Source organism: Rathayibacter sp. AY1E8, from assembly GCF_002931415.1.
Taxonomy (GTDB): Bacteria; Actinomycetota; Actinomycetes; order Actinomycetales; family Microbacteriaceae; genus Rathayibacter.
The window spans coordinates 1-705 of record NZ_PSVI01000129.1 but is presented as its reverse complement, the minus strand read 5'-3'; the positions used below and the strand labels follow the sequence as shown (position 1 = coordinate 705).

Below are 705 nucleotides of genomic sequence, written 5' to 3'. Positions count from 1 at the left end.
CCGCCTCCCCCGGCGCCCGCCCCCTGGGCACGGTCGTCACGCTCCGCGACCGCACCGAGCTGCAGCGGGTGAGCGGCGAGCTGGAGTCGCTGCGCACCCTCTCGGACGCGCTGCGCTCGCAGACCCACGAGTTCTCGAACCGCCTGCACACCATCGCGTCGCTGATCGAGCTCGGCCGCCCCGACGAGGCGCTCGCGTTCGCCGCCGGCGAGCTGAACCTCAGCCAGCGCCTGGCCGACCGGGTCCTCGGCTCCGTGCAGGAGCCGGTGATCGCCGCCCTGCTGCTGGGCAAGGCCGCGCAGGCCCGCGAGCGCGGCGTCGAGCTGCACTTCGAGACGCACCTCGAGCCCGGCACGCAGGGGCTGGAGCCCGGGGACCTCGTGACGGTGCTGGGCAACCTGATCGACAACGCCCTCGACGCGGCCGCCTCCTCCGCTCCGGACCGCGAGCCGTGGGTGGAGGTCTACCTCGGCCTCGCGGAGGGCGAGCTGGTGGTGCAGGTGTCGGACAGCGGCCCCGGAGTCGCGAGCGCCGCCGACGTCTTCGCGCGCGGCTACTCGACGAAGGAGTCGGACGGCTTCGGCCGCGGCATCGGCCTGGCGCTGGTGCAGCAGGTGGTGGAGCGGCTCGGCGGCTCGATCGAGGTCTCGCGCCACGTCGGCGCGGTGTTCACGGTGCAGCTGCCGCTGCCCGCGCGGGTGGCGT

The 705-nt window shown here is 75.0% G+C and carries 1 protein-coding gene; it reads left to right on the top strand.

From position 1 onward, the window contains the following. The coding region (locus C5C74_RS17190) for a sensor histidine kinase (RefSeq protein ID WP_146083115.1) at positions 1–705 on the top strand (705 nt) is incomplete at both ends.